25 protein-coding genes are annotated in these 25,482 nt (G+C 35.3%); 15 read left to right on the forward strand and 10 right to left on the reverse strand.

Annotation, left to right across the window (positions count from 1 at the left end; all coding sequences use genetic code 11):
• Nucleotides 1-152 precede the first annotated feature (152 nt).
• From lysS to FNE73_RS09740, 4 genes are all read right to left on the reverse strand, one after another.
• A complete protein-coding gene (gene lysS, locus FNE73_RS09725; RefSeq protein WP_143884417.1) occupies nt 153-1,853 on the reverse strand; it encodes a lysine--tRNA ligase in 1,701 nt (566 codons plus the stop codon).
• 207 nt (nt 1,854-2,060) lie between these two features.
• Nucleotides 2,061-2,984 (reverse strand): 23S rRNA (adenine(1618)-N(6))-methyltransferase RlmF, encoded by a 924-nt coding sequence (gene rlmF / locus FNE73_RS09730; protein ID WP_143884418.1) that lies wholly within the window; start codon nt 2,982-2,984, stop codon nt 2,061-2,063.
• Entirely contained in the window at nt 2,985-3,353 is a 369-nt protein-coding gene (locus FNE73_RS09735) for a c-type cytochrome (protein WP_143884419.1), read from the reverse strand.
• Complete coding sequence (locus tag FNE73_RS09740) at nt 3,353-3,559, reverse strand: hypothetical protein (protein ID WP_143884420.1); 207 nt, start codon at nt 3,557-3,559, stop codon at nt 3,353-3,355. Before FNE73_RS09740 ends, FNE73_RS09735 begins: the two co-directional genes overlap by 1 nt.
• Nucleotides 3,560-3,872: 313 nt before the next feature.
• Between FNE73_RS09740 and FNE73_RS09745 the strand changes: the two genes are divergently transcribed.
• The 10 genes from FNE73_RS09745 to FNE73_RS09790 all read left to right on the forward strand — a co-directional run bounded on the left by FNE73_RS09745 (nt 3,873) and on the right by FNE73_RS09790 (nt 13,892).
• The gene (locus FNE73_RS09745; protein WP_143884421.1) at nt 3,873-5,294 is read left to right on the forward strand and encodes an anthranilate synthase component I family protein; all 1,422 of its coding nucleotides are present in this window, start codon (nt 3,873-3,875) and stop codon (nt 5,292-5,294) included.
• 12 nt (nt 5,295-5,306) lie between these two features.
• Nucleotides 5,307-5,888 (forward strand): anthranilate synthase component II, encoded by a 582-nt coding sequence (locus FNE73_RS09750; RefSeq protein ID WP_143884422.1) that lies wholly within the window; start codon nt 5,307-5,309, stop codon nt 5,886-5,888.
• A 69-nt stretch (nt 5,889-5,957) separates the two neighbouring features.
• Entirely contained in the window at nt 5,958-6,941 is a 984-nt protein-coding gene (trpD, locus tag FNE73_RS09755) for an anthranilate phosphoribosyltransferase (protein WP_143884423.1), read from the forward strand.
• 193 nt (nt 6,942-7,134) lie between these two features.
• A complete protein-coding gene (gene trpC, locus FNE73_RS09760; protein ID WP_143884424.1) occupies nt 7,135-7,911 on the forward strand; it encodes an indole-3-glycerol phosphate synthase TrpC in 777 nt (258 codons plus the stop codon).
• A gap of 11 nt (nt 7,912-7,922) precedes the next feature.
• On the forward strand, nt 7,923-8,642 hold the full coding sequence (locus tag FNE73_RS09765) for a phosphoribosylanthranilate isomerase (protein WP_228430007.1): 720 nt from the start codon (nt 7,923-7,925) through the stop codon (nt 8,640-8,642).
• Between the two features lie 41 nt (nt 8,643-8,683).
• Entirely contained in the window at nt 8,684-8,812 is a 129-nt protein-coding gene (locus tag FNE73_RS16970) for a hypothetical protein (protein WP_262711339.1), read from the forward strand.
• 93 nt (nt 8,813-8,905) lie between these two features.
• A complete protein-coding gene (gene trpB, locus FNE73_RS09775) occupies nt 8,906-10,084 on the forward strand; it encodes a tryptophan synthase subunit beta (RefSeq protein WP_143884425.1) in 1,179 nt (392 codons plus the stop codon).
• 86 nt (nt 10,085-10,170) lie between these two features.
• On the forward strand, nt 10,171-10,905 hold the full coding sequence (trpA, locus tag FNE73_RS09780; RefSeq protein WP_143884426.1) for a tryptophan synthase subunit alpha: 735 nt from the start codon (nt 10,171-10,173) through the stop codon (nt 10,903-10,905).
• A 32-nt stretch (nt 10,906-10,937) separates the two neighbouring features.
• On the forward strand, nt 10,938-11,672 hold the full coding sequence (gene lipB, locus FNE73_RS09785; RefSeq protein WP_143884427.1) for a lipoyl(octanoyl) transferase LipB: 735 nt from the start codon (nt 10,938-10,940) through the stop codon (nt 11,670-11,672).
• Between the two features lie 96 nt (nt 11,673-11,768).
• Entirely contained in the window at nt 11,769-13,892 is a 2,124-nt protein-coding gene (locus FNE73_RS09790) for a type IA DNA topoisomerase (protein ID WP_143884428.1), read from the forward strand.
• Between the two features lie 76 nt (nt 13,893-13,968).
• Here the strand turns inward: FNE73_RS09790 and FNE73_RS09795 are convergent, their stop codons facing one another.
• Nucleotides 13,969-15,264, reverse strand: coding sequence for a helix-hairpin-helix domain-containing protein (locus tag FNE73_RS09795; protein ID WP_143884429.1), 1,296 nt, complete (start codon nt 15,262-15,264; stop codon nt 13,969-13,971).
• A 95-nt stretch (nt 15,265-15,359) separates the two neighbouring features.
• Complete coding sequence (locus FNE73_RS09800) at nt 15,360-15,704, reverse strand: MerR family transcriptional regulator (RefSeq protein WP_143884430.1); 345 nt, start codon at nt 15,702-15,704, stop codon at nt 15,360-15,362.
• An 82-nt stretch (nt 15,705-15,786) separates the two neighbouring features.
• Here FNE73_RS09800 and FNE73_RS09805 point away from each other — a divergent pair, with 82 nt between their 5' ends.
• Nucleotides 15,787-16,680: an SMP-30/gluconolactonase/LRE family protein gene (locus tag FNE73_RS09805; RefSeq protein WP_143884431.1), complete on the forward strand. Its 894-nt coding sequence runs from the start codon at nt 15,787-15,789 to the stop codon at nt 16,678-16,680.
• 68 nt (nt 16,681-16,748) lie between these two features.
• Here FNE73_RS09805 and FNE73_RS09810 read toward each other — a convergent pair whose 3' ends face one another.
• Nucleotides 16,749-18,026 carry a replication-associated recombination protein A gene (locus FNE73_RS09810; RefSeq protein WP_143884432.1) on the reverse strand — a complete coding sequence of 426 codons (1,278 nt, stop codon included), beginning with the start codon at nt 18,024-18,026 and terminating at the stop codon, nt 16,749-16,751.
• 176 nt (nt 18,027-18,202) lie between these two features.
• Between FNE73_RS09810 and yidD the strand changes: the two genes are divergently transcribed.
• The 3 genes from yidD to FNE73_RS09825 all read left to right on the forward strand — a co-directional run bounded on the left by yidD (nt 18,203) and on the right by FNE73_RS09825 (nt 20,702).
• Nucleotides 18,203-18,433, forward strand: coding sequence for a membrane protein insertion efficiency factor YidD (gene yidD / locus FNE73_RS09815; protein WP_228430010.1), 231 nt, complete (start codon nt 18,203-18,205; stop codon nt 18,431-18,433).
• A 424-nt stretch (nt 18,434-18,857) separates the two neighbouring features.
• Nucleotides 18,858-19,703 (forward strand): prolipoprotein diacylglyceryl transferase, encoded by an 846-nt coding sequence (gene lgt, locus FNE73_RS09820; protein WP_143884630.1) that lies wholly within the window; start codon nt 18,858-18,860, stop codon nt 19,701-19,703.
• A 435-nt stretch (nt 19,704-20,138) separates the two neighbouring features.
• Nucleotides 20,139-20,702 (forward strand): DUF4256 domain-containing protein, encoded by a 564-nt coding sequence (locus tag FNE73_RS09825; protein ID WP_143884434.1) that lies wholly within the window; start codon nt 20,139-20,141, stop codon nt 20,700-20,702.
• Between the two features lie 72 nt (nt 20,703-20,774).
• On the opposite strand, the gene FNE73_RS09830 is transcribed toward FNE73_RS09825, so the two are convergent.
• Nucleotides 20,775-22,826, reverse strand: coding sequence for a M13 family metallopeptidase (locus FNE73_RS09830; protein ID WP_143884435.1), 2,052 nt, complete (start codon nt 22,824-22,826; stop codon nt 20,775-20,777).
• Between the two features lie 199 nt (nt 22,827-23,025).
• Complete coding sequence (locus tag FNE73_RS09835) at nt 23,026-24,276, reverse strand: CinA family nicotinamide mononucleotide deamidase-related protein (RefSeq protein WP_143884436.1); 1,251 nt, start codon at nt 24,274-24,276, stop codon at nt 23,026-23,028.
• A gap of 101 nt (nt 24,277-24,377) precedes the next feature.
• On the opposite strand from FNE73_RS09835, the gene FNE73_RS09840 reads away from it, so the two are divergent.
• Nucleotides 24,378-24,854: a DUF7832 domain-containing protein gene (locus FNE73_RS09840; RefSeq protein ID WP_143884437.1), complete on the forward strand. Its 477-nt coding sequence runs from the start codon at nt 24,378-24,380 to the stop codon at nt 24,852-24,854.
• Nucleotides 24,855-24,911: 57 nt separating this feature from the next.
• Here FNE73_RS09840 and FNE73_RS09845 read toward each other — a convergent pair whose 3' ends face one another.
• A complete protein-coding gene (locus tag FNE73_RS09845; RefSeq protein WP_143884438.1) occupies nt 24,912-25,481 on the reverse strand; it encodes a thioredoxin family protein in 570 nt (189 codons plus the stop codon).
• Between the last annotated feature and the right edge of the window lies 1 nt (nt 25,482).

Consider the following 25,482-nt stretch of genomic DNA (forward strand, 5'->3'; position numbering starts at 1 on the left):
ATTTATAAAAATAACCAAAACAAAACCACCCTTTAACTTTTATCGTTTTTCAGACATATCGGGCATAAAAAAGTGAGAGTGAATTAATATTTATATAAAAAAAGACCGCATCACTCAAAGTAATGCAGTCCTTTATATTATTATTTTAATATTTAAACCAGCTTCATCAAAACATTATCATCAATTTTTTCCACTTTTACCATACCATGTTTAGTAAGATTTTTTGAAGCTTTATCCCATTTTTTACCGGATAACTGGCTTCTTTCTTTCACTTCTGCTAAAGAAAATGCATTTTCCTGAGAATTTAAAATCTCCAGAATTACTTTTTCATCTTCTCCCAATTCAATCTGCGGAACCACTTTTTCAGGTCTCATCTGAGGGAAGAATAAGACTTCCTGAATAGATGGATTATTCGTCAGGAACATAATCAGTCTGTCCATTCCGATTCCCAGACCGGAAGTTGGCGGCATTCCGTATTCCAAAGCTCTAAGGAAATCTTCATCGATAAATCCGGTTGCTTCATCATCACCTTTCTCTGATAATTTCAGCTGCTCTTCGAAACGTTCTCTCTGATCAATCGGATCATTTAATTCTGAATAAGCATTTGCGATTTCCTTACCACAAACCATCAATTCAAAACGCTCTGTAAGACCATCTTTGCTTCTGTGTTTTTTGGTTAAAGGTGACATTTCGATCGGATAATCAGTAATAAATGTCGGCTGTATGAAATTCCCTTCACATTTTTCGCCAAAAATTTCATCAATTAATTTTCCTTTCCCCATCGTTTCATTTACCTCGATTCCGATAGATTTTGCAAAGTCGAATAATTCCTGCTCCGTTTTACCTGTAATATCAAAACCTGCATATTTTAGGATTGCTTCTGTCATAGAAATTCTTGGATAAGGAGCTTTCCAGCTGATCGTGTGTTCACCGAATCTAGATTCTGCACTACCATTTACAGAAGTTGCACAGAATTCCAGCAATTTCTCTGTGAAATCCATCATCCAGTTGTAATCTTTATAAGCCACATAAATTTCCATTGCGGTAAATTCCGGATTATGGGTTCTATCCATTCCTTCATTTCTGAAATTTTTCGAGAATTCGTAAACGCCATCAAATCCACCAACGATCAATCTTTTGAGATATAATTCGTTTGCAATTCTTAAATATAATGGAATATCTAAAGCATTGTGATGTGTAATAAACGGTCTTGCTGCTGCTCCACCGGGAATTGACTGCAAAATTGGCGTTTCAACTTCAAAATATCCTGCATCGTTGAAGAAAGTTCTCATGGCATTGAACAATTTTGTTCTTTTCACGAAAATTTCTTTCACATGAGGATTTACCGTTAAATCTACATAACGCTGTCTGTATCTCATTTCCGCATCATTGAAAGCATCATGCACTACTCCATTCTCATCAGTTTTCGCAAGCGGCAGCGGTCTTAAAGATTTGGTAAGCAAAGTGAAATTTTTCACCAAAACTGTTTTTTCACCAACCTGAGTAGTGAACAGCTCACCTTCAACTCCGATGATGTCACCAATATCTAAAAGGTGTTTATATACATCGTTATATAAAGTTTTATCTTCTCCGGTACAGATTTCGTCACGGTTAAAGTAAACCTGAATTTTCCCTGTAGAATCCTGCAACTCAGCAAAAGAAGCTTTCCCCTGAATTCTGCGTGACATCAATCTTCCCGCAATTTTCACCTGTTTACTCTCAGAAAAATTCTGTTTTATAGATTCGGTAGTATCTGTAATTACATATTCATCTGCCGGGAATGCATTGATTCCCATTTCAACAAGCTTATTCAGCTTTTCTCTTCTAATGATTTCCTGTTCTGATAATTGCATTGTAAATTCAATTTTTTCGAATTGCAAAAATAGTGAATTTAAAGGTTTTATGGAAGTTAAATTTTATGATAAGATTTTACCCGGAATTTAGATAACTTCTATCACATCGCCAAATTGCAGCCCGGCTTGAGTGGAGCTCTTTTTGTGAGGAGGTACGACGAGCAAAAAAGCGGGAACGGAAGACGGAAATTGCTGCCCAAAAATAATTTAAAAAACTTTCCTTTCAGTTTTAGGAATAAAAGTCCAGGCTAAAATCCTGCTCATTTTCTGACCTTGAGACATTTCAATCGTTTTGATTTCTGCTGCTTTTAGTTTATTTAAAAGTGCATTCAACTTGAAAAGATTTTCTTTTTTTGAAACCAAACAGGTAAACCACAACACTTGGGGCGAAAACATAGCACTTTCTTCAATCATTTTAGAAACGAAGCCAATTTCTCCACCTTCGCACCAAAGTTCAGATTGTTGTCCGCTGAAATTCAGATTCGGATTTTTAATTTTAGATTTATTGAGATTTTTTGTTTTCCTCAAATTACCTTTCAAAGCAGATTCTTCCGAATCATGAAATGGGGGATTGCACATTGAAAAAGCAAACTTATCTTCAGAGGAAATGATATTTTTAAATATAAAATTTGAATTTTCCTGAAATCTTAATTCAATTTCAGACGATAAATCGGGATTTTGACTTAAAATACGTTGTGCGTTTTGGAAAGAATCTTTATTGATATCAGTTCCGAGCATACTCCAGCCATAAGATTGATGTGCAATTAAAGGATACACTAAGTTAGCTCCGGTTCCGATATCCAACCCTTTTACAGAAAAACCTTTTGGAATTTCGAGATGATTTTCAGCCAGCAAATCGGCAATATAATGCACGTAATCTGCTCTTCCGGGAATAGGCGGACAAAGATTACCATCCGGAATATCCCAGTTTTTGATTCCGTAAAAATGCTGCAGCAAAGCTTTATTAAGCAATTTTACCGCTTTCGGAATACTGAAATTGATGGTAAGGTTTCCGTAAGGATTTTTATAAACATAATGCTTCAATTCCGGCACACAAGAAATCAGAGAATCAAAATCATAAGAATTTCGGTGCAGATTCCTTGGGTGCAGGTTTGATTTTTCAGAAGACATTTACTTCTTCTGTTTTAGGATATATTCTACCATTTTTTTGGCATCCTCCTTTGAAAACTGGGAATGAGGCGCCATCGGTACATCTCCCCAAGCTCCGCTTCCGCCTTCAATTATTTTGGAAGCAAGTTTTTCAATATCTTTTTCGGAATATCGGGCGGCGATTTCCTGATAGGAAGGTCCAATCATTTTTTCAGTCACATTATGGCATGACATACAGTCGGAAGTCTCTATCAAAGCCTGTCCGGAAATATTTTTCACTACTGGAGAAGGTACGTCATCCGTATCTGTTTGCTGAGCTTCCAAGTTTTCTTTTTTAGAACAGGAAAGTAGAAATAAGGTCGCCGTTACTGCCAAAAACAAATGTTTCATTATTTTGCAGCTGTAGTATCTATCGCAGCAGGAGCTGGTGCCGCTACTGGTGCAGAATCAGTTTTTGTTGAAGTAGAATCAGTTACAGTTGGAGCAGCAGGTTCTTCAAGCATGATATTGCTGTCCTGTAGAGATTTTTCTTCTTTTTTTGAGCAGCTTACTGCCGCTAAACTTACGATGAATACGATTGCTAAAACTTTTTTCATTGTTGATTATAATTTGATCACAAAAATATGAAAATATTATCTTTCACCACCACCTTAAGCTCCTAATTTGGTAAAGAACATTTTTTGATTTTTTTATTTGTGGTTTCAAAAAAATATATACATTTGCAGTATGATTATCTCAAACAACAGAAATTGGTGGTGGCTTTCAAACTCTTCGTCGGGTCTGAAACTATTGTCGTGTTGTTGATCATATTACAGCAGGAATAATATTAAAAATATAAATAAGACTTTGACGTGATACGTTGAAGTCTTTTTTGTTTATATCTCAAACAGCTATTAAAAATGAAACAAAATGTTCGATAAAAAAATATCAATAAAAACAATTTCAAAAAAAATATTGGGAGATCTTCATACTCCCATGAATATTTACCTGAGCCTTCGTGACAACTTCAGGGACACCATTCTTCTGGAAAGCGCAGATTCTAAAAATCCGCAAAACAATTTTTCTTTTATAGCGATCAATGCCATTGCAGGAATTGAAGTTAAAAATATATCCGAATTTGAAGTAAAATTTCCCGGTCAAAATCCTGAAAAAACATCTTTGGAAAACATAGACTTAACCAACCTTCTGCATCAGTTTTCAAAAACTTTTCAATATGAAAAAGTGAATGAAAAAATAGAAGAAACCGCACAAAGCCTTTTTGGGTATACCAGTTTTGAAGCTGTGCAGTTTTTTGAAGAAATCAGATTTAAAGATCAGACTCCGGAAATTGAGATTCCGATTCTTCGGTACAGGCTTTATCAATATGTGATTGCCATTAATCATTTTAATGATGAAATGCACCTCATCGAAAACCAGATTAACGGAATAAAATCTGATTTCACAACTGTTGAAGATTTAATTAAAAATAAAAATGCAGTAATTTATCCTTTTGAAAAAATCTCTGAAGAAAGTTCAAATCTATCTGACGAAGAATATATTGAACTTGTAAAAACCGCACAAAAACACTGTATGAGAGGAGACGTGTTTCAACTGGTACTCAGCCGCAGATTTCAGCAAAGATTTAAAGGTGACGAGTTTAATGTTTACCGTGCGCTTAGAAACATCAATCCGTCTCCTTATTTGTTTTTCTTCGATTATGGCAATTACAAACTCTTCGGATCAAGTCCTGAAAGCCAGCTTATTATAAAAGACAACAAAGCGATTATTCATCCTATTGCAGGAACATTTAAAAGAACAGGAGATCTGGAAACCGATCTGCAATCTATTGAACATTTAAAAAAAGATCCGAAAGAAAATGCAGAGCATACGATGCTGGTTGATTTGGCAAGAAATGATCTTGGAAAACTGGGAAAAAACATTACCGTTACCAAGCTAAAGGAAATTCAGCTTTTCTCACATGTTATTCACATGGTCAGCGAAGTTACGGCAGACCTTCAGGAAAATGCCAATCCTTTTGAAATCGTTGCCACTACTTTTCCTCAGGGGACTTTAAGCGGTGCTCCAAAACATAAAGCATTACAGCTTATTGACACTTATGAAAAAGATTCAAGAGGATATTACGGCGGATGCATAGGAATGATCGGGTTAAACGGCAACTGCAATCAGGCAATTATGATTCGTACTTTCCTCAGTAAAAACAATACTCTTTATTATCAGGCAGGCGCCGGATTAGTGGCAAAATCTGATCCTCAAAGCGAACTTCAGGAGGTAAACAATAAACTTAATGCACTGAAAAAAGCAGTGGAGAAAGCAGAAAAACTGGTTAAATAAAAAAGAAAAAAAATGGATAATATAAAAGCAGCCAAAGTATTGGTATTCGACAATTACGACAGTTTCACCTACAATTTGGTGCAGATGATCGAAAAAATACTGAACCAGAAAGTTGACATCGTAAAAAATGATAAAATTACTTTGGAAGAAATCAACAGATATGATAAAATAATTATTTCTCCGGGACCGGGAATTCCTGAAGAAGCAGGAATTTTATTAGATCTGATTAAAAAATACGCTGCAACAAAAAGCATCTTGGGAGTTTGTCTCGGTCAGCAGGCTATCGCAGAAGCTTTTGGTGGCAGTTTAATCAATCTTTCAGAAATTTACCATGGTGTTGCTACAGAAGCAATTCGTGTAAAAGACCACAAAATCCTCAGAAATCTCCCCGAAACGCTGGAAGTAGGGCGTTATCATTCCTGGGCGGTGAATCCTGAAGATTTTCCTTCCGAACTGGAAGTTACCAGCGTAGATAAAAACGGAATGATCATGAGTCTTAAACATAAAATCTTTGATCTTCATGGAGTACAATATCATCCCGAGAGTATTTTAACGCCCAATGGCAAACAAATTTTAGAAAATTTTTTAAGCTAGAAGTCAGAAAATTATAAACAAAGAATTATAAAATAAATAATAAAACTTCTCGCTGTAACCACTAAAACAATGAAACAAATATTACAATATCTTTTCAATCACCATACCTTGTCAAAGTCAGAAGCAAAAGCTGTACTTATTGATTTGGCTCAGAATAAATTCAATTCTACAGAAATAATTGCTTTTATGAGCATATTTCTCATGCGAAATATCACACTCGACGAACTTGAGGGCTTTCGCGAAGCACTTCTTCAGATGGCTGTTCCCGTAAATATTGATTCTGATAATGCTGTTGATATTGTAGGAACAGGAGGTGATGGTAAAAATACCATCAATATCTCAACTTTGGCAAGCTTCATCGTTGCAGGAGCCGGACAAAAAGTTACCAAGCACGGAAATTACGGCGCTTCAACAGTTACCGGTTCATCCAATGTGATGGAAGAACTGGGATACAGATTTAAAAACACTTCCGAAGAATTGCAGGAAGACTTGGAAAAAGCCAATATCTGCTTTCTCCATGCTCCTTATTTTCATCCAGCACTAAAATCTGTGGTAGAATTGAGAAAATCTTTAGGTTTAAGAACTTTTTTCAATCTATTGGGTCCGCTTGTTAATCCTGCAAAACCTCAGTTTTCGGTAATAGGAGTTTACAACCTTGAAATTGCCCGCATTTATCAGTATTTACTTCAAAAAAAAGATCACAATTTTACTTTAGCGCATGGTTTAGATGGGTATGATGAGATAAGTCTTACACAAGACACCAAAATCATTACAAAAAACGGCGAAAACATCTATTCAGCTAAAGATTTAGGTTTTAATTCGGTATCTCCTGAAAGCATTAAGGCAGGTGACAATTCTACACAAACAGCTTCTATTTTTAGAAACATACTCGAAGGAAATGGTACTGAACAGCAAAACGCCGTCGTGTTAGCAAATGCTGCAGTTGCCCTTTTCGGCACAGGAAATTTCGGAAGTTATGAAGACTCCCTTTTGGCAGCCAAAGAAAGTCTGGAAAGCAAAAAGGCTTTGCAATGTCTTAAAAATCTTATTTAGAATTTTTATGGCGACAATTTCCGTCTTCCGCTCCCACTCTTTTGCCGCAGCTTTTCCAGCAACAAAAGGAGTTCCGCTCAAGCCGGGTCGCAATTTTGTCAAAAAATAAAATTTGGTCAAACATACAACTTAACGACTTGAAAGCAGTCTGTTAATAAAAATAAATTCACTGCTTTGTGCTAAAATCAGAAAAATGAACATCCTAGATAAAATCATAGAACGAAAAAAACAGGAAATTGCAGAAGCAAAATCCAGAATTCCACTTGAAAAACTAAAAGATTCAGCGTTTTTCGGAAGACCGACTTTTTCGTTAAAGGAAACCATCAAAACGAAATCGGGAATCATCGCAGAATTCAAACGAAAATCACCAAGCAAAGGGATTATCAATGATAAAGTTTTGCCTTTGGAAGTTGTTTGCCAATATGAAAAATTTGGTGCGAGCGCAGTTTCAATATTGACGGATGAAGATTTTTTCGGTGGAAGTTTTGATGATATTTTAAGCGTTAGAAATCATCTTCATATACCGATTTTGAGAAAAGATTTTATGATTGATGAATACCAGTTTTATGAAGCCAAATCTATAGGAGCCGATGTTATTTTGCTGATTGCAGCTTGTCTTTCACCAATTCAGGTTTCCGAATTTACAGAATTGGCACATTCTATCAACCTTGAAGTTTTGCTGGAAATCCATTCCGAAGATGAGCTGAAACATATCAACAACAATGTTGATTTTGTTGGAATCAATAACAGAAATTTGAAAGATTTTAAAGTCAATTTGCAGCATTCTGTCGATTTGAAAAATCAGATTCCGAAAGACATTTTGTCTGTTGCAGAAAGCGGAATTTACAACGAAGAAGATTTCAGATTTCTGAAAGAACAAGGATTTGACGGTTTTCTGATAGGCGAATATTTTATGAAAAATGAAAATCCCGGAGAAAAATTTGAAACTTTTATAAAAAGTATGATGTAAAATGCATAAGTATGAGTACAAATAACCAACAACTAACAACCATTAACCATCAACCAAAACTAAAAGTTTGCGGATTAACAAAACTCAATCAGATTAAAGAATTGATTGATCTAAAAATTGATTATCTGGGATTTATCTTTTATGAAAAATCGCCACGTTATGTTCTTAATCATTTGAGTTTAAAACAGATTTCAGAAATTAATCACCAAGGAAAAGTTGGCGTTTTTGTAAATGAAGAATTGGAAAAAATCATTAAAATTTCAGAACAGGCAAACTTGAATTTCATTCAGCTTCACGGTGATGAAACTGAAGATTTTATTTCAGAATTAAGAAAAAAGCTAAATTCAGAAATTAAAATTATAAAAGTTATTAGGATTGGAAGCGAGAAAACAGAAGTCAAAAGTGAAATTAAAAAAGTCTTCGACTCCGCTCAGACTGACAACCACCAACCAAAAACCATCAATTATCTAATGTTCGATACCGATTCCAAAGCTTTTGGCGGAACAGGAAAAACTTTTGACTGGAATATTTTGAACGAAATTGAAATTCCGATTTCTTATTTTTTAAGTGGCGGAATTTCGTTGGAAAATATTAATGAATTATCAACCATCAATCATCAACCAATTGCTCTTGATATCAATTCAAAATTTGAAATCGAAGCTGGTAATAAAGATTTAGAAAAAATAAAAGAATTTATAAATCTGTTAAAAAGTCCCAAAGGGATATTTTAGCAAAGAATAGGATGGAATCTTATTTAATTAAAATTTAAGATATGCCACAGTCATTAGTCAAAAATTACGTTCACATTATTTTCAGCACAAAATATCGTGAAGATTTTATTGATGAAAATATTGAAATAGAATACAATATGGAATATGATGAAAAATATCTCTGGGATTAATTCGTAATTCCTTGACTTTTTATGGATAGGATTGTACCCCCTATTCTTTATTAAATTGTCCCTTTGGGACTACCTAAAATATTAATTAAAATTATGAACTTTCAAAACCCAGATAAAAACGGTTACTACGGAGAATTCGGCGGTGCTTTCGTTCCCGAAATGCTGTATCCGAACGTTGCCGAATTACAGGAAAAATACATCCAGATCATCGAATCCGAAGAATTCCTGCAGGAATTTCAGAATTTGCAGAAAGATTATGTCGGACGTGCTACTCCACTCTATTTCGCAAAAAACCTGAGCGACAAATACCAGACGCAGATTTATCTGAAAAGAGAAGATCTGAATCACACCGGAGCGCATAAGATCAACAACGCTTTGGGACAGGCATTGCTCGCTAAAAAATTAGGAAAACACAGAATTATTGCAGAAACAGGAGCCGGACAACACGGCGTTGCAACGGCTACAGCTTGTGCTTTGCTTGGTTTGGAATGCATCGTTTACATGGGTGAAATCGACATCCAGAGACAAGCACCCAATGTTGCCCGAATGAAAATGTTGGGCGCCAAAGTTGTTCCGGCAACATCGGGTTCAAAAACCTTAAAAGACGCTGTGAATGAAGCTTTGCGAGACTGGATCAATAATCCTTCTACAACACACTACATCATCGGAAGTGTGGTTGGTCCGCATCCTTTTCCTGATCTGGTGGCGAGATTTCAATCAGTAATTTCAAGAGAAATCAAAGAACAATTAAATGAAAAAATCGGCAGGGAAAATCCGGATTATGTGATTGCCTGCGTTGGCGGTGGAAGTAATGCAGCAGGAACTTTTTACCATTTTGTAAACGATGAAAATGTTAAAATAATAGCCGCTGAAGCTGGCGGATTTGGTGTAAGTTCCGGTAAATCGGCGGCAACGACTTTTCTTGGGACTATCGGTATTTTGCACGGAAGCCAAAGTCTGGTGATGCAGACCGAAGACGGACAGGTTATTGAACCACATTCGATTTCAGCCGGTTTGGATTATCCGGGAATCGGACCGATGCACGCCAATCTTTTCAGTTCAAATCGAGCAGAATTTTTCAGCATCAATGATAACGAAGCTTTGAAATCGGCTTTTGAGCTTACCAAAATCGAAGGCATTATTCCTGCTTTGGAAAGTGCTCACGCTTTAGCAGTTTTAGATAAGAAGAAATTTGCGAAAGATGACGTGGTTGTGATTTGTCTCAGCGGACGTGGCGATAAGGATATGGAAACTTATTTGAAACATCTTTAAATCTGTAAAATGTAAAACGTATTAATGTATTTATGATTCTCAATCGTTAATACATTTTACGTGAATACTTTAATACATTAAACAAAATGAAAAAACTAAACATATATTTCACAGCCGGCATTCCAAAGCTGGAAGATACAGGCAAGATCGCCAGATTAATCCAAGATTCGGGTGCGGATATGATGGAAATCGGAATTCCGTATTCTGATCCGGTTGCAGATGGACCTGTAATTCAGGATGCGCATTCTCTGGCTTTGAAAAACGGAATGTCTATCAAAAAACTTTTTGAACAATTGGCTGAAATCAAAGAATCCGTCACTATTCCGAAGATATTAATGGGTTATCTGAATCCTGTTCTTCAGTTTGGTTTTAAGAATTTTTGTCAGAAATGTTCGGAAGTAGGAATTTCGGGATTGATTATTCCTGATTTACCTCCGATTGAATTTGAAAATAAATATGGGGAAATTCTTAAAAAATATAATCTAAACTTCACTTTTCTCGTGACACCGGAAACGCCGGAAGAGCGCATAAAATATCTTGATTCCCTAAGTTCAGGCTTTTTATATGCAGTAAGTTCATCTTCTACTACAGGTAACGAGAATGCTGTTTTGAAAAATGAAAATTACCTTGACAGATTAGCTTCATTAAAATTAAAAAATCCTGTTTTCATTGGTTTTGGAATAAAGAATAAGTCGGATTTTGAAAACGTGACGGAAAAAGCGCAAGGTGGAATTATCGGAACCGCTTTTGTAAAGATTTTGCTGGAAAATAAAAATTGGGAAAATGAAGCTGCCAATTTCATTCATTCTGTAAAAGCATAAAAATCACTAAATTTGTTTCATTAAAATATATAATGAATACACATCAGAATAAAGTTGTAGAATTTGAAGATTTGGGAACCAAAGACTATCAGGAATCCTGGAATTATCAGGAGTCTCTGATGAAAAATATTATTGATCTGAAAATCAAAAACCGTGATCTTCCGGAAGAACAGCACATCACAACGCCCAACCATTTCCTTTTGGTAGAACATCCGCATGTCTATACTTTAGGCAAAAGCGGACATGAGGAGAATATGCTTGCAGGAATTGATAAATTAAAAGAGATTGAAGCCACTTTTGTAAAGGTAAACCGTGGCGGAGATATTACTTATCATGGTTTTGGGCAGATTGTCGGGTATCCTATTCTCGATCTGGAAAACTTCTTTACCGATATTCATAAGTATATGCGTAACCTAGAAGAGGTGATCATAAGAACCATTGCTGAATTCGGGCTGAAAGGTGAGCGTTCTGAAGGGGAAACCGGTGTCTGGCTGGATGTTGGAAAGCCTTATGCCAGAAAAATCTGTGCAATGGGTGTAAAAGCGTCAAGATGGGTAACCCTGCATGGTTTTGCACTCAATGTAAATACCGATATGCGCTATTTTGAATATATCATTCCGTGCGGAATAAAAGACAAACAGGTAACTTCTTTGAAAAGAGAACTTGAAAGAGAACTGACCTCTGAAGAAATGGAAGGCATAAAAGCTAAAATCAAAAAACATTTTGCTGATGTTTTTGAAGCAGAATTGATGATCAAAGCCATGTAATTCTTTATACTCCTTATTAATTTATTTCTTATAATCAAAAATCAGCATTAATTTTTTTTACCGACTTTTGCAACCTTTTCCATAATTTGAACATTCATGAAACTTTGTATTGCCGAAAAACCAAGTGTTGCCAGAGATATTGCTAAAGTTTTAGGCGCAACAATGCCTAAACAAGGTTATATGGAAGGAAACGGCTATTGTGTGACATGGACTTTCGGACATCTTTGTACGCTGAAAGAACCTCACGACTATGGTCCGCAATACAAATCGTGGAATCTTTTTCTGCTTCCCATTATTCCTCATCAGTTTGGAATTAAACTGATACCAAATAAAGGAGTGGAAAATCAGTTTAAAGTCATTGAAAAACTGTTAGAAAACTGTGAAGAGGTCATTAATTGCGGGGATGCCGGACAAGAAGGAGAACTGATTCAGCGGTGGGTTCTGCAGAAAGCAAAATGCAATAAGCCGATCCGTCGTTTATGGATTTCTTCATTAACGGAAGAAGCTATTAAAGAGGGTTTCGCCAATCTTAAACCTGCTGAAGATTATAAAAATCTATATCTTGCAGGAAATGCAAGGGCCATTGGAGACTGGCTTCTGGGCATCAATGCAACCCGTCTTTTCACCAAAAAATTCGGCGGAAATAAAGCAGTTCTTTCAATCGGAAGGGTTCAGACTCCTACTTTGGCAATGCTGGTACAGCGCCAGAAAGAAATTGATGCTTTTACCATAGAAGAATACTGGGAACTGAAAACCAAATACAGGAATGTAGTTTTCAATGCCGCTATAGACCGCCTCAAAACTTTAGATCGTGCCGAAAAAGGGCTGGATTATTTAAAACAAAATCTATTTGAAATTGTTTCTTTTGAAATTAAAGAAGGTAAAGAAAAAAATCCGAGACTTTTTGATTTGACCGGGCTCCAGGTGGAAGCCAATAAAAAGTATGGCTATTCTGCGGAAAATACCCTTAATTATATCCAAAGTCTCTACGAGAAAAAGCACGTAACCTATCCTCGTGTTGATACCACTTATCTTGCTGAAAGTTTATATCCGAAAATTGAAGGAATTCTGCGAAGCATGAAGTTTTATCAGGATCTGATTACTCCCCTACTTCAGGAACCAATTCCTAAGTCGAAAGCTGTTTTTGATGACACAAAAGTGACTGATCACCATGCAATTATTCCGACAGAAGTTCCGCCTTCGCAAAATTTAACCCGGGAAGAAAAACTGATTTATGATTTAATAGCCAAACGTTTTATCTCGGTCTTTTATCCTGAATGTAAAATCTCCAATACTCTGGTAGAAGCAAAAGTAGGAACAATACCTTTCAAAACCAGCGGAAAGCAGATTCTGGAACCCGGATGGAGAATTGTTTACTCCAAAGAACCCAAAGAAGAGCCTTCTGATAAAGAAAAAGACAAGGATGAGGAACAGACTATTCCTGAGTTTGTTGCCGGAGAAACCGGACCGCATGATCCTATGATACATCAGGGAAAAACTTCACCACCAAAACCTTATACAGAAGCAACCCTTCTTCGTGCTATGGAAACCGCAGGAAAACAGGTAGATGATGATGAACTTCGTGAAATGCTGAAAAATAACGGGATCGGAAGACCATCTACCCGAGCTAACATTATCGAAACACTTTTCAAAAGAAAATATATTGAAAAGAAAAGAAAAAACCTCATCGCAACACCAACAGGAATTCAGCTGATTGATACGATTGAAGACGAACTGCTGAAAAGTCCTGAACTAACAGGAGAATGGGAACTTAAGCTCCGAAAAATTGAAAGCGGTGAATATGAAGCCAACCAGTTTAAAGAAGAGCTGATCCAAATGGTCACCAATCTTACCAAAAAAGTAGTCGACGGAAAAGGAAAAATCATCACATTGGAAGAAGAAAAATCCGAAACCAAAGAAAAGAAAAAGAGAGAACCGGCTGTAAAAAAAGATTTGCCTGCATGGGAAGAAACAAAATGTCCGAAATGTAAAGATCATCATTTGATGAAAGGTAAAACCGCTATCGGATGTTCGGATTTTAAAAACTGTGGATTTAAAATTCCGTTTGAAATATTTGGTAAAAAACTTTCCGAAAAACAATTGATGGATCTTATTTTAAAAGGAAAAACCTCCAAACTGAAAGGTTTTAGTTCACATCCTGAAAATATAACAGAAGGAATTATTTCTTTATCTTCCGAATTTTCAACGGTTTTAGTTTAAAACAACAGAATGCGGGATAATTATTTAATGATCTAATTAATATCCCACATTCTGTAAGACTTCAATTCCCGAAACATTATTTCAAATAAAGTTTCATTCTTGCCTCATATTCCGGTTTGGTTTTCAATAATTTCCAAATCTTTTTGTCATCAGGATAGCTGATTCTGTAGTACATGATTTTATCCGCAGAATATTTAAAATAAGGATGATTTTTCAGCCACTCTTCAGGAGCATCAACCAAAGTATATCTCTCTACTTTAGAATTATCGAGCGGAGCAATATTTAAAAGTTTCTGAACCAATTCTTTATCTATATTATACGTTTCAAGAATCTGTTCTTTGGTCATGAATCCGCCAAGCTTTTTGCGAAAACCGATCATAGAACCTGCACTTTTCTCATCCAGTCCAAATTCCAAAAGCTGTTTAAAAGTTATCGAATTCAGTTCAGCTTTTGTGAAATCTGTTTTTTCCTGTTTTATTTCTGCTTTTTTCTGCTCAGAATTTTTTGCAGCTGTTGAAGGATCAAGTCTAATAAATGGTTTTAAGCTTTCAAATTTTTCCTGGGAAATTACGAAACAGTTTTTAAGATCGTCCAGAGTTTTAAAACTGCCTTTTAGATTTCTGTCACGATAATTTACAATCACATTAGCCTGTTTTTCAGAAAATCCAAGATTTTCCCAGCCTTTTTTATCTAACTCATTCGGATCAAAAGCTGTAAGTTTAATTGGTGACTTAGATGGTGTGGCAAACGATTTAAAATTTGCAGGAGTTTTAGCAGGCAGAATAATATAAGGTTCCAGCTTTTGGTAGTTTTCATCGCTGATAATAAAACATTCTCTGAATTTTTCTTTGCTTATAAAACTTCCACCCAGATAATCTCTGTACTTTAAAATAGCTGCAGATTGCTTTTCTGAAAAACCCATTGTCTGCCAATCGCTTTTAGTGAAATGATCAGGATTAAATTTACCATTAATGATCAAAGATTTTTTCTTAAAATTTTCAGAATGATAGTTAGATCTAGATTCAGAGCTGTTTTCAGGAAGCAGCAAAAATGGTTCAAGCTCATTGTATTTTTCCGCTGAAACGGCAAAACACTTTTTGAACTGCGCTTTGGAAATAAAATTACCGCCGACAATTTCTTTATACTTTAAAATAGTTTTAGTTTGTTTTTCGGAAAAGCCAAGCTTCTGCCACTGATTTTCATCTAAATCGTTTGGATTGAAGGCTGAAAAGATTTTAGAAGACGAATTTTCCGTAACAAAGGTAATTTCAGGAAATTTTTCTTTCTTTGTTGCTGAATATTTTTTGAAAGCAAGTAAAGTCAGGAGCACAACTCCAAGCACAGCCATTTTCTGATAATAATTTTTCCTCATCTTTTATGTTTTAATAAACTAAAGATAAGAATTATTTTCTATGCTGAAAATATTGAATATTATTTTAAACTAACAGAAAAGCAATTATTAAATTTTTATTCCTCATTTTTTTCTGCCAAAGAATCTTTCAGTTTCAAAAGTTCAGCTTTTACAAACTCCAGTCTGTCAATAATAGTGACTGTTTCAGAAATTTTACTGTTGGTAGTCAATGCGATTTTGGCTCCATCCAATGTGTAACCTTTTTCTTTTACCAAATGATAAATGATTTTAAGATTTTTGATGTCTTCCGGAGTAAAATAGCGGTTTCCTTTTTTATTTTTTTTAGGCTTAATGATGGGAAACTCCTGTTCCCAATACCTTATCAATGAAGCATTTACATCGAATGCTTTAGCAACTTCTCCTATCGAATAATACAGTTTGTCGGGTAAATTTATCTTCATTACGTTGAATCCTGAAAATTCAAAGATAAATATTTTTGAAACTACAGTACAAATCGTACATTGTAATCTTTAAAATTAAAAAATGACAAAGGAGAAAGTTTTGGGTATTGTTGGTTTAATTTTGGTATTATTCAGTTGCCAATCAACAAAATATAAAAATATGTTTGAAGAAAACACCGAGCCAAAATTAATTTCAGATCAATTCAGTTTTACAGAAGGTCCTGCTGCCGATAAATCAGGAAATGTTTACTTTACCGATCAGCCTAATGACAAAATATACTTTTGGGACTGGAAAACCAATAAGATTGAACTTTTTTCGGACAAGACTGGTCGTGCCAACGGAACTTTTTTTGACGAGAATGACCATCTGATTACCTGCTCAGACAATGAAGGTGAAATCTGGAAAATCAGTAAAGACAAATCTGTAGAAGTTCTTTCTAAAGGTTTTGAAGGAAAAAGACTAAATGGACCAAACGATTTGTGGCTGGATGATTTTGGCGGAATTTATTTTACAGATCCGTTATATGAAAGAGATTACTGGGAAAATTTTAAAGTAGAAATTCCTGAGAAAAATCTTTATTACAGAAATAAAAACGGTAAAATATCAAAAATTGAGACTTTTGTTCAGCCTAACGGAATTATTGGAAGTAAGAAATTAAAAAAACTGTATGTTTCCGATATTGATGGCGGCAAAACGTACGTATATGATATTTTGGGAGAAGGACGGCTGTCTGAAAAAAAACTATTCTGCGAAATGGGCTCAGACGGAATGACACTTGACCAGGAAGGAAATCTTTATATTACGGGAGATGGTGTTACTGTTTTTAATAATAAGGGTGAAAAAATTCATCATATTAAAATTCCTGAAGACTGGACCGGAAACGTTACCTTCGGAGGAGAAAAAAATAATATTTTATTTATTACAGCTTCAAAATCTGTCTACACTTTACCTACAAAAACCAGTGGTTTACATTAAAATTACTGGTGATCGTAAAAACTTACAGAGAAAATTCAGGGAATGATCAGTATTGATGATTCCCTTTTTTAATATTTATTGCTCCACTTCTTTTTAAGTTCGTCCCCAATCTTTTTTTCCGTAGCATTATTTCCGGGTTCATAAAATTTCACATCTTTTATTTCTTCGGGTAAAAAATCCTGATCTACAAAATTTCCTTCAAATGAGTGAGCATATTTGTATTCTTTTCCATAATCCAGATCCTTCATCAGTTTGGTTGGAGCATTTCTCAGATGCAGCGGTACAGGTAGATTTCCCGTTTTTTTCACGAAAGCTAAGGCTTCGTTAATTGCTGCATAGGCAGAATTGCTCTTCGGGGAAACTGCCAGATAAATTGCCGTTTCGCTCAGTAAAATTCTCGCTTCAGGATTTCCTATCACATTGATTGCCTGAAAACAGTTGTTTGCAATAACCAAAGCATTCGGATTGGCAAGACCAATATCTTCTGAAGCTAAAATCAGCATTCGCCGGGCAATAAATTTAATATCTTCACCACCTGCAATCATTCTGGCAAGCCAATATACCGCTCCATTTGGATCACTTCCGCGCATAGATTTTATAAATGCCGAAATAATATCATAATGCTGTTCACCATTTTTGTCATAAAGCGCCATTGTTTCCTGTAAAACTGACATCACATCGTCATTGTCAATCTCGTGCTTACCTGAATTTTTAAACTGGTTCAGAACCAATTCAACAGAATTAATCAGTTTTCTGCCGTCACCTCCGGAATATTGAATGAATGCTTCTTTTTGTTTGATGATAAAATCTGAATTTGCATCCTTATTGAATCTTTTAACAGCAATTTCAATAAGCTCTTCCAATTTCTCGTAGCTTAAAGCTTTCAGAATATACACCTGACTTCTGGAAAGCAGTGCGGAAACTACCTCAAAACTAGGATTTTCTGTTGTTGCACCTATTAAAACCACCCACCCTTTTTCTACCGCATGAAGCAGCGAATCCTGCTGAGATTTATTGAACCGGTGAATTTCGTCAATGAATAAAATCGGAGATTTTCCTGAGAAAAGATTTTGCTTTTTGGCATCTTCTATTACATCGCGAACATCTTTCACTCCAGAGGAAACCGCAGAAAGTTTGAAAAATTTTCGTCCGGATTTTTCTGAAATGATTTCTGCTAAAGTTGTTTTACCTGTTCCCGGCGGTCCCCAAAGAATAAGAGAATTTAAGGTGTCATTCTCCAGCATTTTTCTTATCGTGCCTTTTTCGCCGGTAAGATGTTCCTGTCCTAAAACTTCATCTAAAGTTTTGGGTCTTAACCGTTCTGCTAATGGAATATTTTGAGCCAAAGTGATTGATTTAAAATAAATTTGAGAAAAATTCCGCTGATTTTGTATACAAAGTTTATAATCGACCAACATATTGTTTTACACGACCAAAGCCTTATTTCAGCACTGAAACTTACAACAAATTTAAACTAATTTTCAATTTTTTACGCTATTTTTGCAATGTTTTGAAATTAACATTGAATAAAATCATCACGTTTCCGCTGGTAATTCTCATCAGATTTTACCAATGGTTTATTTCGCCTTTACTTCCGAAAAACTGCCGCTACGAGCCTACATGCTCACATTATATGGTAGAATCTTTACAGATTCACGGCATTTTTAAAGGATTCTGGCTTGGTGTGAAAAGAATTTCAAAATGTCATCCGTGGGGAGGAAGCAGTTATGATCCTGTTCCGCCTAAAAAATAATAAGCTAAAAAATTTCATAATGAATAATTTATTCTTTCGAATTTATCTTTTGATTTTTGCATTTTTTGTGCAGAATATATTTGCTCAAAATTATCCGGATGGCGTTTCTGATGCCAATCTGGTAGTCAATAATCAGGCAGTTCCCGTTAAAGTTTTTTCTACCACAGATGCGCAGACTTTTGCTGAGTTTGCCGGAAAAAATACTGCCAACAGCTTAATTATAGTCAATACTGCCAATCTTGAATCTAAAGGCGGATGGGGAGCTTTTTATGACAATTCTTTTGCAGTTCTGAAGCAGAATGGCTATCAGTTTTTAAATGAAGATTTTAAGCCGACAGAAAATAAAGCAGATTTCAAATATATCACTAAAATCAAGCAACCACTGAAAGAAGAAGATCAGGTTTCGCTTGATACAACGTATAAAATCTGGGATCCTTCCGTAGGTATTCATTTAGGTCCGGTTACGCTGCATTATTACAGTCTGATGTTTGTTTTTGCATTCGGATTTGGATATATACTGATGAAGAAAATATTTGACATTGACCATGTTAATCAAAAATATCTTGATCCTCTTTTTACATGGACTTTGCTTGGAACAATTTTGGGAGCGAGATTGGGACACGTGATCTTTTATCAGCCAGAGCTCTTCAAAGAGGATTTTTTAAGTGTGTTTTTGCCGATCAGAACAAAACCAGAACTGGAGTTTACAGGATTTTCAGGACTTGCAAGTCATGGAGCAACCATTGCCTTAATATTTACAACATTATATTATTCATTTAAAATAATTAAGAAAAATCCGTTTTGGGTTTATGACAGATTAGGAATTGTAGTTGCTCTGGGTGGTGCTTTTGTACGTTTAGGAAACTTTTTCAATTCAGAAATTGTGGGAAAGCCGGCAGATCCCAATTCACCATTTGCGATTCTCTTTCCACAGATGAGCGACGAATACGGAATTACTGTTCCAAGATTTCCGGGTCAGCTTTTTGAAGCGACAGGATATGTATTATTGTTTGTTCTTTTGTGGTTTCTGTACAGAAAAACCGATAAAAAATATCAGCAGGGCTGGTTATTCGGATTGTTTTTTATCATACTTTGGGCCATCAGATTTTTTGTGGAATTTTTGAAAGAACCACAGGGAAAAGAATTTATTTCTATTGCGGGACTCAATACAGGTCAGGTTTTATCTATTCCTTTTATGATTGCAGGTTTATTGATCATGATCTACTCAAAGAACAATAAAATTGCTCCTGAAGCCGATAAAACTTTTTAAGCTAAAATATCAATTATACAAACCGTCTTCTCATAAGACGGTTTTTTTGTAAACTTAGTGATGATTATGCTGAACAAAAGTGAATCTATGGTACATTTTTAATCTCTGTTTTTGCGGAAATTACTTAACTGACATTTAAAATTTTATTAATTTTAACCTGAGTTCGGGATAAGTTTTCTTAAACGCAACGTTAAACAAAGAGATTAATTATTAAGAATTTAGCTTTTATATACAAAGGCGTAAAACTTATCAAAATAATACCATTTTTGTCTTTTTTAATAAATGAAGTGCCTTTATTTAGCTTAAAAACTTTCAAAAAGTAAAAATCTTTTGTTTTTCTTTGCATAAATTAATATGATGCTATAAATCAATTATTTAAATTTGTTTCTTATCCCGAACTGAGGTTAATTTTAGAAACTCCTAAAACTTCATTATATGGCTTCACAAAAATCGCTCTCAGAACAACAGACTTTTGAAATTTTGAATATTTTGAAAAAAAGATTTGATCAGCACAAAAATCGTCATCTTAATATGGACTGGACAAAAATTGAGGACAAATTAAATGACAATCCTTCGAAACTTTGGTCTCTTTACCAAATGGAAATTTCCGGAGGTGAACCTGACGTGGTAAGTGTTGATGAAAATACCAATGAGTATACTTTTTTCGATTGCTCTGCTGAAAGTCCTAAAGGAAGGAGAAGTTTTTGCTATGACCGTGAAGCTCTGGACTCAAGAAAGGAAAATAAACCTCAAAATTCAGCAATTGAGTATGCTTCAGACATGGAAATAGAAATTCTGAATGAAGAACAATATCGTTTTCTTCAAACTTTGGGAGAATTTGACCGTAAGACATCAAGCTGGATAAAAACACCGGTCAAGATCAGAAATCTGGGCGGTGCCTTATTTTGTGACCGTCGCTACGATGCCGTTTTTACTTATCATAACGGAGCTTCTTCCTACTATGCTACAAGAGCCTTTAGAGGGTATTTAATTGTTTAATTGCAACAATACCGTAACTTATAGACACAAAAAAACCGCTGATCTACAGCGGTTTTATTTATAATCAAAAATCTACCAGATTTTAATTCTTTCTTCAGGTTTTTTATACAATTTATCACCCGGTTTTACATCAAAAGCTTTGTAAAAAGCATCTACATTGATAAGAGGTCCGAAACTTCTGAAATATCCAGGAGAATGCGGATCTGTTTTTACCTGATTCACCATATACTTTTCGCTTGATAAAGTTCTCCATACTGTTGCCCAGCTAAGGAAAAATCTTTGATCCTGAGTATATCCGCTGATGTTCCCCGGATTCCCTTTATCTTTAAGATACATTTGTAATGCATCATAAGCAATGCTTACTCCACCCAAATCAGCAATATTTTCACCATTGGTAAAAGTACCATTCACAAAAGTTCCTTTTACAGGTTCATATTTATCATACTGAGCTGCCAAAGCTTTGGTTGCTTTCTCAAAATTAGCTTTGTCTTCAGGAGTCCACCAATCCACAAGATTACCGTCTGCATCAAACTGCGCACCAGAATCATCAAATCCGTGGCTCATTTCATGACCTATTACTGCTCCGATAGCACCGAAATTCACCGCAGCATCAGCTTTAGGATTAAAAAACGGAGGCTGAAGAATTGCAGCAGGGAAAACGATCTCGTTATATACAGGATTATAATAAGCGTTCACCGTCTGCGGAGTCATTCCCCACTCTGTTTTATCTACCGGTTTTCCTACTTTCTCAAGTTCTTTGTTATACTGCCATTCAGCAATATTCTGAAGGTTAGCATAAAGGTTTCCACCTTTAGATTCAGGAACGATTTTTAATTTAGAATAATCTTTCCATGTATCAGGATATGCTACTTTAACGGTAAATTTATTCAGTTTTGCCATTGCTTTTTCCTTAGTTACAGGAGACATCCAAGCCAAATTATTGATATGAACAGCAAAACTTTTCTTTAGATAATCTATCAGCTCAACCATTTGGGCTTTTGCCTCTGCCGGAAAATATTTTTCTACGTAGAGTTTCCCGAAAGCTTCACCCAAAGATCCGTTGATCAACTCATACCCTCTTTTGTTCAAAGCTCTCTGTTCCTGCTGTCCTCTTAAATATTTACCATAAAAGTTAAATTTTTTGTTTCCTAAGTCTTCGCTCAGATACGAAGCACTTCCGTTGATCATGTGAAACTTAAGATAATCTTTGATTACAGGAAGATTTTTTACATTCACCAACTGGTCAAAGTTTTTATAATAATCCAATTCACCAATGATTACTCTGTTGGTATTTACCCCTACTTTCTTCAAATATGAAGTAAGGTCTATATTTTTTACCAAACCTGAAAGCTCAGCCATTGTCTTCGGATTGTACTGTAATGTATTATCCCGGCTCTGCTCATTGGTAAGCAGGTGCTTTGCAATATTTTTTTCGTAGTTGATGATTCCTTTTGCTGCTTCAGCAGAGTTTTTGTAACCTAGCTCTGCAAGCATGGAAGCTACATATTTCTCGTATTCTGCAAGAGCTTCTGTATTTTTGGCATCTTGTTTCTGGTAATAGTCTCTTCCCATTCCCAAAGTAGCATCGCCCAGATAAACCGCATTCATATTAGAATCCTTAAGATCTGCATAGACTCCCCATGCGTAGAAATTATTTTCACCGTCTTTCGTTACTGAAGTTAAATAATTTTGTAAATCTGTAAGATTTTTAATTGCATCAATTTTTTTGATGTTTTCCTGGATTGGCTTAATTCCGTCAGCATTTCTCTTATCCATATTCATGTACGTTGCGTACAGATCCTGAATTTTTTTTCCTTCGCTGCCTTCAGCAAATTTATCCTTCAGAAGAGAATTTAAAATTGTCATGGAATTATTGTCGGTGTCCTCCGCCAATTTGTTGAAACTTCCCCAAGTTGGTTTATCTGAAGGAATTTGAGCTGTTTTCATCCAGCTTCCGCTTACGTAATTATAGAAATCATCCTGCGGACGTACTGATTTATCCATCAGGCTAATATCTAAACCATAATCTTTCTGTACTGTCTGACTTGATTTTGTCTGAGCAGTAAGTGTTGTCTGTGAACAAACCCCGGCTAATAAAAACAAGGAAAATGTTAGCTTTTTCATATGTAGATTTTATTGTTTTTTTTAAATTAAATACATGCTTAAGGTGTTTCTGCCTGAGCCGCATTATTTTTCATCGGAGTTTGTGTTTAAAACAACAGATTGTTTTTAGTAACGATATGTTCTGTTATTTTGAGATAAGTATCTTTTTTTAATTATTTGTTACTCAAAATTAAATTAATTTGAATAGATAAACCACAAATTATTTTTCAATTAAAATCCCGACTAAATCCTGAATAATTTTCTGAGAAACAAAATAAGCAAAATCCTGTCTTTCCAAATATGGAAGAAAAAGTTTGAAGGTTTGAGAATCATTTTTGACTCTTATAGAATAATAAACCGTTCCTACCTCTTTACCGTCTTCACCTTTACCAGGACCGGCAACCCCCGTAGTAGAAAGAGCAATATCTGTCTGAAAAAGTTTTTGGCAGCCTTCTGACATTTCTCTTGCTACCTCTTCGCTTACCACTGTAAATCTTTCTATTGTACTTTCAGACACATTAAGAGTCTTGATTTTCATTTCTGTAGCATAAGTAACAATTCCCCCTGTAAAAAATTGGGAACTTCCGGGATTTGAAGTAAGCATTTTTGCCAGTTCTCCACCCGTACAGCTTTCTGCGGTAGAAATAGCCATTTTCTTTTCGTTTAAAATTTCAGCCAGAATTTTCTCTATTTTATCTTCCTTTGTTGCAATAATATGGTCACCGATGATCGGAAATAACTTTTGAATTTGATTTTCCAGCTGAATTTGTAGAAACTGTTCGTTCTCACCGCTTGCAGTAAGCTTTAGTTTTACCCGGGTTCCGATTGGAAGATAAGATAATGCCATATTATCCGGAAGCTGCAATTCCCAGTTTTCAATCCTATCTGCCAGAATACTTTCAGGAATCCCAACTACAGACACTATTCTTGCAACAATATATTCTAAACTGAATTTTTGCTTTAAATAAGGAATAATCTGATCCTTAATTAAAGGTTTTACTTCATAAGGAACTCCCGGCAAACTGAAAGACAGCTTATTTCCGTTGGGCATCATCATACACGGAGCTGTACCATAATGATTCTGAAAAACCGTACATTTTGTAGGCACAAAAGCCTGTTCGCGGTTTCTTTCTAAAATTTCTGTTCTTCCACGCTTTTCCATGTAAGCCTTAAGGTGTTCAAAAGTAACCTCATCCAGCGCAATTTCATCATCAAAAAAATCTGCCAGTGCTTTTTTTGTTTTATCATCTCTTGTCGGACCCAAACCGCCTGTTGTGATCACCAGATCAGCAAGTTCAAATGCCGATTTAAGGGTATTTTTTATTATTTGTATTTCATCGGAAATAGTAAAAATCTGTACCACTTTTATTCCTATATTTTTGAGCTCTGTAGCGATAAAATTGGAATTGGTATCAATGGTGTTTCCTGAAAGAATTTCGTCTCCGATGGTAATAAGTACGGCACTTTTCATACATTAATTTTATATGCAAATGACGTAAATTTCTTCTTTGCAGACAAAAGAAAATGATTTTTTATATCTTTGGATGCAACAGACAATTATTATAATTATTTATGCTAAAATATGATGATGCTTCATGGCATTCCGGAGAAAATTTCCCTGAAGATGTGCCTCGTAAAAACTGCGCCACACACATAGGAATGTTTCTGAGCTGGTGCATGGAAAACAATCTGATCTCGGATAGCCTAAAAGAAAGAACTGCCAATGAAATTGAAAAATTAATCCAGAGAAAGATCACCGGAGCAGAATTTATCCTTACAGCAATGGATGGAAAATTGTCAGAATCTGATCTGAATAAATTCGGAAACAGTTTTGCCAAAGATTACTATGCAGACGATACCGATTTTGGAAATCAATACAGTTCTTTTGCTGATGATTATATCAATCTTTTTGATACAAAAGCAGAACAAAATGGAGAATCTTACAAAAGTTTTTATCATATAGAAGACACCCATGAAAACTACTTTTTGATGCGGCAGATGATTGATTACCGTTTTGAAGAATGGAAGGTTTATAAAAATCTGAATTAAAAATCCGATCTACTTTATGCAGACCGGATCTTCTTTTTTTACTGCAATAAGACAGGCTTATTTTCTTACAGTCCATTGTTCAAAAAAATCTTTTACTTTATCCAAACTATAGCCTTTGTTTTCCTCCAGAACATCGCTTTGCTGTATATGAAGCAACTTTCCGCTCTCATCAAGAACTATAAAGACAGGATAGCCAAATTTTTCACCCGGATTGCCAAATTTTTCAAAAACCTTTTCATTTTTGTTTTCCGGCGAATAGTTTAGATGATAATATAAAAAATTAGCATCTACCATTTCTTTCAGTTCAGCATTGGTCTGCACAAATTGGTTAAACCTAAGGCACCAGATACACCAGTTTCCTCCTGCCTGTATCATAATGTTCTTTTTCTCTTTTTTTGCTTTTGCTATAAGATTTTCCAGATCTTTTTCTGCGTCAGCTTTCGGATTGTAAGGCTTGGGTAATTTCACTTTTTCTTCAGCCGCTTTTTTCTTGGCTTCAAGTTCTGCATGTTCCGTTTTTATCAATAAAGCCTTATCGGTTTCCTTCTTATCTGTCGTGTCTTTTAATTGCTGAGAATAAGTAAAAATTCCCAGACCTAAAAACGCTGTTAAAAACAATTTTTTCATA

The sequence above is a fragment of the Chryseobacterium binzhouense genome, from assembly GCF_007474545.1.
In the GTDB taxonomy this organism is placed as follows: Bacteria; Bacteroidota; Bacteroidia; order Flavobacteriales; family Weeksellaceae; genus Chryseobacterium; species Chryseobacterium binzhouense.